4 protein-coding genes are annotated in these 9,813 nt (G+C 52.2%); all 4 read right to left on the bottom strand.

Features of this window, described 5'->3' with window-relative positions; genetic code table 11:
* Nucleotides 1–7,570: DUF6531 domain-containing protein (locus EQP46_RS23060; RefSeq protein WP_161972888.1), on the bottom strand; the 7,570-nt coding region annotated here is incomplete at its 3' end.
* Nucleotides 7,571–7,764: 194 nt separating this feature from the next.
* A complete protein-coding gene (locus EQP46_RS23055; RefSeq protein ID WP_129495831.1) occupies nucleotides 7,765–8,376 on the bottom strand; it encodes a tetratricopeptide repeat protein in 612 nt (203 codons plus the stop codon).
* Nucleotides 8,369–8,944 carry a sigma-70 RNA polymerase sigma factor region 4 domain-containing protein gene (locus EQP46_RS23050; protein ID WP_129495830.1) on the bottom strand — a complete coding sequence of 192 codons (576 nt, stop codon included), beginning with the start codon at nucleotides 8,942–8,944 and terminating at the stop codon, nucleotides 8,369–8,371. Before EQP46_RS23050 ends, EQP46_RS23055 begins: the two co-directional genes overlap by 8 nt.
* A gap of 14 nt (nucleotides 8,945–8,958) precedes the next feature.
* The gene (locus tag EQP46_RS23045; protein ID WP_129495829.1) at nucleotides 8,959–9,600 is read right to left on the bottom strand and encodes a flagellar type III secretion system pore protein FliP; all 642 of its coding nucleotides are present in this window, start codon (nucleotides 9,598–9,600) and stop codon (nucleotides 8,959–8,961) included.
* Nucleotides 9,601–9,813: the final 213 nt, after the last annotated feature.

The raw sequence follows: 9,813 nt of genomic DNA, 5'->3' as shown, positions 1-9,813 counted from the left end.
CGTAATGGTCGTTCTTGAGGGTGATGTAATGTGTCAGGTGTGGCAGGTGCTCGGTGATAACACTGGGCTCGGCATAAGCATGCACTGCTAATGTTGTGCGTTCTTTCTCAGCCAAGGCGTTATCGTAAACATGCTGGGCGCGTGTGTGTGCTAGCTTAATGTCAATCAACGCAAACTCTGCATCAACACGCTCTGGAGACAGTAACTTTGATAGGTACGTTTTACTCCAGTTCACTGTAGTTGCGACCGCTTTTTCGTAGGCTTGCTCTACCGTGATATCAGGAATGAGGGCATCGAGGCGGTCAACCTCGGCTTGAGCGATTGCGGTAGCCTCTCTTGCCTCCTCCAGCGCTTGTAAATGCTGGTAAACCTCCCGAATATCGTCCAGCACACCGGCTCCAATGCCCCTTAGATAATCAGCATCATCGCGTACCTGCGCCAAGGTGGCATCCAGTGCTTGCTGTGTCGTGAACTGACTGGTGTAGTAAAACACGTTCATGTACACGTAACTGTCGGTATAGGTGTTCCCGACATTGTTGTCTCTTCGAGTCTGCGCGTCTTCAAGCGTCAAAAAGTCGTGCGGCAAAGTTTCCAATACTGTGTCCAACGAGCTCAACATCTCTATCCACGACCGCGATAACGCAAGCCCTTGTTCGAGTCGGGCATCATCCAAATCCTTTGAGGCCATCAGTCCAACAAGCTGCTGTCTTTCCGCTGACAAATCACGACCGCTCATGTCAACGACAGCTGACAGACGAGCCGTTACCTCCTGCTCAAAATGCGTGTTGTAACCCTGCAGCTGATTAGCGCTGTTCGCATTCGTGCCATCAAAGTAATACGCATACAGCGCCCGCATCGCGGTGTTGGCTTCATTAGCGATATCGACTCTCTGGCTAGGGTCAAAATCGGTCGCATAGCCCCCACCATAATGAACGCCATAACGGTTCGCATACAGGTGCGACTCCGCTTCCTCTCGCGTGGTTTGCTCTGCCTCTAACGCCATTTGGTGTGCAGATTTGGCCGCGGATAATGCCGCTAGATTGGCCTCATAGTCAGGGTGCCTCTCATTGAAACGCTGCGCCGCTTCTTCGGGTGTGAGGAGTTGCTCCGGCATTGCCAGCAGCGCGTCAGTCAACGCCTCCATCCCCGTCAATAAGGTCTGCCCTTGTTGCAGCAAGCCGCTAAATACTGCGTTATCTCCTGCTGATATCGCCGTATTCACAGCCTCCAAGTAGCCTCCCAGTTGCGTGGGGTAACTGGTCAGAAAATCCGGCGACACGGACGGCGCCAGTAAGGACTCAAGCGTGGCCGTAAAGTGGTCGGTATACCCGGAAACAAAACTCCCCCGACCATCAAACAGCGTCAGCAAATCGGAATAAGAGCCRTAATGGTTGTATACGTTGGGGCTAAAATCACGAGGCATTCTACTCAGCGCATCCGTGAGGGTCTGTTCATTATCCGCAAGGTATGTGCTGAGGGTGTCTTTCAGGGTCTGTAAGGCATCCTGCTGATTCTGTGATACCAACTCAGATAGCAATGCATCCTCAATGCCAGCCGTGGCCAAGTATTCTGTCAGCGCACTCTCGCCAAGCAGTGCCCTGACTTTCTCCTGTGTTTGTGCCTTTTTCGACAGGGCAATGTCATAGGCAACGTCTGCCGCATTCAGCGCGGATTTGGCAGCCGCCAGTTCATTCGCGTATTGGGCACTCAGCGTCCCTTCCTTGTTTTCAATCTCCTCACGAAGTGCATCGATGTCTTCTTTGAGGTTTTCCTGATGCGCCGCTTCCTCTTTTATCTCGAGGTAGAGATTGTCCAGACGCACTGCGGCCTGGTTGATGTTAATGCCCAGCGTCGCATTCTCAGCATCTGTGCTCGCAATTTGGATTTCCAGCGCTGACAACTCCGCACTCAGGGCATCGATACGTCCCTGCTGGGCATTGAGTTCATCCAGTTTTGCTTTGAGCTCTTCTGACGCTGTTTCTATCCCTGACAGGTCATACAAGGCTTGTTGGAACAAGGCATAATCACTGACGTCGCTGTCGCCATTGCGCACCTCAATGATGGCGTTTTTGATGGCGGTGTTGTTGACGTACTCTTTCTTGGTTGCGACCTCTGAGTGGCGGTTGTATTGGTATTCAACAAGGTAACCGTCACCGTCGAGCGTAAAGCGTTTGCGGCCCAGTACGTCATAGACGGTCATATCACTGCGCACCGTCTCGTTAGCAAGCTGCGTTTTAAGGTGCTCACTGAGCGCCTCTGTGTCCGTCAGGGCAGCGGTGAGGTTAACGGTTTCGCCGTAGCGCAAGGTTTGGGTGACACGTCCTTCGCCGTCGTAGCGGCGCTCGCTCACCTGCCCGTTCGGGCTCACGGTAAAACGCAGTTGCCCTTTGCCGTCATACAGGCTGTGGGTGGTGCGGTTGGCGGCGGAGGCCTGGCTCCAGACCGCGTCTGTGGTCGGCAGATGGTATTGCGTGGTCTGGGTCACCTGCCCGTTGGCGTTGTAGGTGTAACCAATCGCATACCCTGCCCCATCAATCTCATAGTGCACGCGCCCTTCATCGTCATAGCGCGTTTGGGTGATGCGGTCTTGTGCTGAGGGGGTTAACGCGGCCGTAATGTTCTCCACGGAAAGTGGCGTGTTCGGCAAGGTGATGGCCGTGATATATCGGGTTGTGCGCTCAACGCGGTTATTCTCGTCATACGCGTAAGCGGTGACGTAATTCAGGCCGTTGATGTCATAAGCTACACGCCCAAGTTTGTCATACACAGTCCGAGCAGTCGCTCCATTGCCCGTGATTTTCTCGGTCACCTGACCAGCCCCGTTGTAACGGTATTCCGTGGTACGGTAGCTTTTATTTTCACTCAGGTTTTCATTCAGGTTTTGACTCAGGCTTTGCCCCCAGTCTGCCCCAGACTTGACCACCTTGTGGGTCATGCTGCCCTGGGCATCGTAACCGTACTCGGTGACACGCTCTTCCAGCACCCGCTCATCGGCCTTATCAAAGGCAATGAACTGGCCTTCCACGCTGCGAAGCACCTGCCCATTGGCATCATATTGGTACGTCGTGGCCACATCGTGCTGACGTTGCATCACGTTGCCGTCTGTATCTGTCTCTTGCCAACGGTTTTCTTCTGTCACCTGAAGTTGGCGGTTGTGGCTGTCGTAGCTGAACGCTGTCTTACGTCCTTCGCTTAGGGTCCAGATACGACGGTTTTGGCTATCATAGCCGTATTCGGTGGTGAGCGTGATGTCATCCACGTGTTGAATGACTTTCCATTGCAAACCGTTGGCTGTGTAGCGGTATTCAGTCTTGGCGCCTTCGCTGTCAACGGTGAAGTCTAGTAGGCCGGTGCGGGTATCGTAGCTATTGGTGGTGAGCACCTCGAGCGTGTCGCTGCCCGCGACTTTAAATGCGGTGTGGGTCACCTGACCTCGGTGGTCATAATGAAATTGGCGTTCGTTGCCTTCCCCGTCGGTGACAATGGCCGTTTCCCCGTGGGCGTTGCTTTCTGTGACCGTCCTTATTCCGCTCGGGGTCACCATGGCAATGGTGCGACGCTGGTCGTCATAGGTATACGTCGTTGTGCGTCCTGCGCTGTCTTTCTCCGTCAAGGTACGTCCTAACGCATCAAGCGTAATACGGGTCTGTACATGATCACTTATCTTATTGACCTGTTGACGGCCTCCGTAAAGGTAAGACGTCTTCGAGACAACACCTGCGCCATTCTTTTCTTCGGTTACGCGTCCCGCATGGTCGTACTTGCGCGTCCACTGGGACACGTACTTGAGCTTGGCAGAAGGGGCAATGTCAGTCAGGGTATCGCCCCCGGTGAGGCTGCTGCCTTCGCGGGTGTCTTTCGCCACCGATTGGGCAATCACATTGCCACGGGCATCGTAGGCGTATTGGGTCACATAGCGGGCAATCAGGTCACCACGGGCGTCTCCTTCCGTGGTGTTGAACGCTTGATAGGCGTCCGACACGTGCTGGCGCACCGTGTGGCTGACATGGCCTTGATTGTTGTAGTGGTACGCGGTCGTGATGCCTTCCCCATCCACGGTGCGGGCAAGGCGCCCGGCGTTGTCATAGGTGAAGGCCTCTTTGAGCTCGCCCCCGGCCGTCCGGGTTTGGGTCTCCCCGAAGGCGTTGTAGGTGGTGGACGTGGTACTGCCTTTTGCGTCGGTGGTCGAGAGCAAGCGCCCTGCGTTGTCATACGCGTAGTGGGTGGTGCCGGTGGCCGGATGGGTCGTGGTGTCGGTCCAGCCCATGATGTTATAGGTGGTTTGGCGGCCTTGCTGTGTGACAAGGTCGGTCAGATTCAGCGATTGCCATTCCTGTTTGCCCGCGAGGGCCACTTGGCCTTCAAGCGCGTTAAAGCCGGTGTAGGTCTGGTACACGCTGCGGCTGTCATCGGTATTGGCAGCCGCCGTTTGCTGGCGCAGCAAGCCCGTGACATCATCATAGTGGTAGCGGGTTTCAATGCCGTGTTGGTTGATGCTGCTGACAAGACGCCCTGCCTTGTCGTTGCGCACACGGCTAAGCAGCTGCGCATCGCCGGCTTTGTTCAAGATACTGGTGATACCCCCGTCGCGGTGGGTCACGGGTTTCTCATAGCGATACGTCGCCACTTCACGCCCCGCGTCCAAGTAGCGGGTCTCGGTCACAAAGCCTTGAGCATTGACCGTGTATTGCTGACGCCCTTTGGCATCATAAAACGTTTGGACACGGTCAACGAAGCCGCTGGTCTTTGCCACATTGGCACGTTGGTATGATTTAGTTTCCACCAAGCGGCCCGCTGCATCATACAAGTAGCTAATGCGGTAGCCATCAGTATCAACCTGACTTTCCAGTCTGCCCGCCGCGTCATACGTCTGGGTCGCTGACACCGCATTGGCCTTGTCGCCCTCGGTGTAACTCAATACCCCCACTTGGCGGTCTTGGTGGTCGTACTGGGTCTCGGCCACACGCCCTGCCCCGTCTATCACGCGGTGCAGGCGGCCTCGGGCATCATACTCGGTGGTGATAATGCGGTGCGTGGTTTTCTCACTGACCTGAGACAGGATATCGTCGGCGGTGACCGAGAGCGTGTTGCTCTGGCTGTCGAGCCACGCCGTCATGTCCAGCGCACTGTCATAACGGATTTCTTGTAACACCCGCCCTTCGCTGTCGCGGCGGTACTCGGTCACTTGCCCGGTGGCGGACACACTCACCCACAGACGCCCTGCCGCATCGTACTGTTGCACGCTCAGGCTGCCGTTCGGGTAGGTCGTTGCAACCAACTGACCCCGGGCGTCATACACAAATCCGCGGGTGCGGGTCTCTTCGCCCGTCGCCTGTTGGCTTTCGGTCAACAGCTCCCCGCGCACACTGAAGGTACGCTCCGTCACCAGACCGCTTTCTTGGGTCACCAACACCTGACGGCTGGCGTCCAGGTATTGGGTGCTGACGGTGTTGCCCGCCGCGTCCGTCACACTGGTGACGCGGTTGAGGCCGTCCACCACTTGGCTGGTCTGGGACAGCACTCGCACCTCACCGGTGGCAAAGTTGCCACTCAAGGTCTGGGTGCCCAGCAGGTTGCCGAAGGCATCGTAGGTCATGTGCACATGCTCGGTCCCCGTCACTGACAAGGTCAGTGCCTCGTCAGCCGCGCGCACACTTTGGTCAACCAGCGACCATTGACCGTCTTTGACTTCGCTGACCGCCACAAGCAGGACTGCTGGGTCAGGATTTTCACGCCATTCCTTGCCCAACACAGCATGGTCAATACCGAGGCTGTTCAATGATCCCACGGCTCTGTCGCTGAGGTGAGTCACCCAACCGGCTGACGTGGTTATCACCACTTTGCTCCCTTCTGGGAACGCGCCCCACTGTTCAATATGTTCAGCTAAAACAGTACCGGTAAACTTCACGTTCGCCGTGTCGATGGTCTCGCTCGACACCACCTGATGTTGCGCATTCAGCACCGTGAGGGTAATACCGGTGCCAAGGTCACTCACCACAGGCGTGTTACCCACGGTCACACTGCGCCCACTGGCATCAGTCGACGCCGACACCGTCACGTCCGACACCACGATACCCTGACCGTTAGCATCAAGACGGGTGTAGCGGGTCTGGCTCGCCACTTCCCCGCGGGCATAGGTGTAATCAGTGAGCACACTCTGTTGCTTGTTCTGGGTCAATGCCCAACCCTCAACAGAGGTCAGGTCTGGCGACGAGGCGGTCTCAAATTCCGCGCCGGTGTACACMCGGGTTGAAACCCGCTCACCCACACTGTTGTACGTATGCTCGGTCACACTCCCCGTCGCTGACACGGTAAAGCGCAGTAAACGCCCGTCATACACGGCGTGGCTGATGCCGTCGACACTGCCGTCCGCCGCATAGCGGGTGCTGTGAATACGTTGGTTGTTGCTGTCATACGCATGGGACAGGGTTAACGCCCCGTTGCGATAGACCTCGGTCAGGTTGCCGTTATCGTCATAATCATTGCGCACCACCGCCCCACTGGCGTCAGTCACTGTTTCCAGGTTATCCGCATCGTCATAGGTATACGTGATGCTGCCTTGCACCGCGGCAGCCTCTGCCCCCGGGCTGTCGGCATACGCCACCGCCGGTGACAACACCGAGGYCAAGCGCCCTTGTGCATCGTGTTGGTAGTAGCGCACCGCACCGCTGGCATCGGTTACTGCCAACTGGTGCCCGTTCGCACGGGCATTGTCCCAGTCAAAGGCTGTCACCTGACCGTTGTCATTGATGTTACTTAGACGCGATTGCCCATCAACCGTCTGGTACGCCAGTGTCACCACACTGCCGTTACTTTGAGAGACKGTCTCTATCAGAGAAGAGGTGCCATGGTAGGTGTAYGATGTCGTGAAGACATGCCCGTCTTCGAGGGTTTTATCCGCAGGGCTTAAATCCACGGTCACGCTCGACAAGCGRCCAGCATCATCGTAACCGTAATAGACTTTGCTGTGGCTGTGGGTCAGGTCACCGTCTGCCCCCACCACATGGGTATCGAGCCGTGACACACGGCCGGCGTCATCATAGACCACACGCAAGGTCTCGCCACCCGCGCTGTCCAGTGAGGTCAATACCCCGCTCTCGTACCCRTARGTYACSCGGTTGCCATCRCTGTCTTCGGTGTACTGAAGCTGACCGTCACCCACACGGTAAACYTCACGCAGGCCCGTTGACCCTTCGGTGTACACCCAGTTATCCCCGTCRCGCRTCARCACATCATGGGCACCGSTGCCRGCGGTCGACAGGTACGAMCCATCCGCTTGCAATCGGAACACRCTRCGATGRCCATCCCCGGTCACACGCTCRAGYACATCCCCGGCCGCCARCACTGAACGCTCAAACGAGAAACGCCATGCTTCCCCGCTGGCGCCYTGRCTGTTGTAGGTGCGCGCCAGCGACAGGTCCAACCCTTGACTGATGAGGCGTTGGTCTGCCCCGCCCGCCACGACATTGCCCGTAAAGGCATTGACGGACAGCCCACTGGCTGACCCCACGCTGCCTTGTCCGTGAACATCAAATTGACCAAGTCCTGCGCCGCCGATGATGACTGCCATGTTGTGCTTCCTTTTACATTGAATGGGGTGACGGGGGTATATGGAGAGAAACGCGGAAAAAACTGAGCGGGAAAATGAAAAAAGGCCCGTTAGTGTGAATCAAATCACACTAACGGGCCTTTTAAGTAAGAAAACAAATCAGTTATTGCATCACAGCTAATAGCTCACCTTTTCCTTAAACTAGGATAAATCAGTTACTCTTTGTATATAGATAATAACGCTGAGACGTTCTTTTGACTTGTCTCAGTACTACCTGTCGAATTCGGGCTTGGCTCGCTATCAATCCGCTCGTTCGTATCAAGAGTTTCAACACTGCTAGGTTCTTGCTCAGTACTTGAACGCGCCAATTTATCTTCAAACGCTTTTAGCAAATTGCTAGCATCCCCATTCAAAGCAGGATATTGCTCATTATTGGCTATAAACAGCGAAAGGTGTTTTATTGCTTGTTCAAAGTCACCTGATTTCGCCGATAAAAAACCCTCTGCAAAATGCGCGAAATAATCCAACCCTTGCCAGTAAGTTTCTGCATTACCGATATCATTACTGAAAAAGTAAGCAACACCGAGTTGAAACTTAGCCAATTCATTATCAGGGTCTTTTTCCACAACAACATTATAGATACCAATCGATTCTTGATGCATACCGAGTTGATTTAAAATAGCTGCATGGATGAGGTTTAATCGCTGATCTGGCGTTGCTTCAATATCTATTTTTTTACATAGGGTTAGTGCATTTGCTAGATCACCATTATTTACCGCGTATGCAGCCAAATGCAGTATTTCTTCGTAGCTGAGTTCATTATCCATTCTTTTCTCTACCACTCGCCTTGTCCTGTAACTCTTTTATAGCCAACCGATGAATTTGAGACACTCTCGACGGGTCTTTGCCCATGTAGAATGCGATATCCTTAATTTTTACGTCTCTAAAGTAGTGATCTATCACAACACGCTTTCTGTCTACGCAGAGAGAAACAATTAAACTCTCCGCAGCCAATATATCAGAGTATTCATAATGACTTGTCAAAGAACCATCTAATCCACAGTAGAGTTTCTCACTGGGAAAGTGCGGTAGCGACAAATCACCAAATGACTCACCAAACTCACCTAAGCTGATTTTCTTTAGCTGATATGAATTTGAACTAATAAGAACCCTATTCATTTCAAGATACATGTATCTAAAACAATATGGTTTCACTTCACCTTTATTCGAGTCATAATTCCTATATGCATCAAAAAGACCAAGAACGCCACTATTTACGTAGTCGCCAATTTCATTTTCTTTGTTATAGTAGTGCTTACGCAAAAAGCCTTTCGCAATGACTTCACACCACGGCAGCATTTCTAGCACTAATGAAGAATAGGTTATGTCTTTCATATTAAGAAATGCAGCTAAAATCCACTAATTAAACTACCCACTAATAGTGTCCAACCATCAATGAGAACAAAAACAAGTAGTTTAACAGGAAGTGAAATTGATATTGGCGGAAGCATAATCATACCTAACGCCATCAACACACTCGCAACGATCAAATCAATTAATACAAATGGGAGAAAAATGATAAAAGCAAACTGAAACGCAGCCTTCAATTCCGTCAGCATAAATGCAGGTATGAGCACAGCAAGTTCATTAGGGAGAATACTCTGAGCACTATTGTCCTCACTCTGGCCTAGACTTTTAACGAAATAGTAATCTTTTTCTGTGGTTTTACTCGTGAGGTACTCTGAAAAAGCTGATACTCCGTTATCTATAGCGACATCCTGAGAGACTATACCTTCATTATATTTATCATAACTCTCACTCTTTATATCCATATAAACAGGCGCCATTGTAAACACACTCATAAAAAGTGCCAATGAAATAACAACTATATTTGGGGGCGTTTGTTGTAACCCTAATGCAGTTCTAAGTAGTGAAAGAACAATCAAATACCGAGTAAAACTGGTCACAGATACAAGCAATAAAGGGACAAATGCTGATGCTGTAACAAAGATAAATGACTGTACTATTGGATGCGTTAGATCTATATCCATAAAAATTTAACTTATACAAAGAAGTTTATATTTCTTTTTTATCTATTTTTTCGCTAATCGACACTGAATTTGCGTTACTAACTACAAAGAATTCATTACCATGGCACTTAACAACAAAAAGTTTTGTTTTGTTATCAAGATAGATTTTATCTAGCACTTCAACTTTAGATTCAACATTCAGTATCTTATTGTCTTTAGATGTTTTTTTCTTGA

Source organism: Enterovibrio baiacu, assembly GCF_004120195.1.
GTDB classification, from domain to species: domain Bacteria; phylum Pseudomonadota; class Gammaproteobacteria; order Enterobacterales; family Vibrionaceae; genus Enterovibrio; species Enterovibrio baiacui.
Note: the sequence above shows the minus strand (reverse complement) of the source record. Positions and strands in the feature narration are given on the sequence as shown.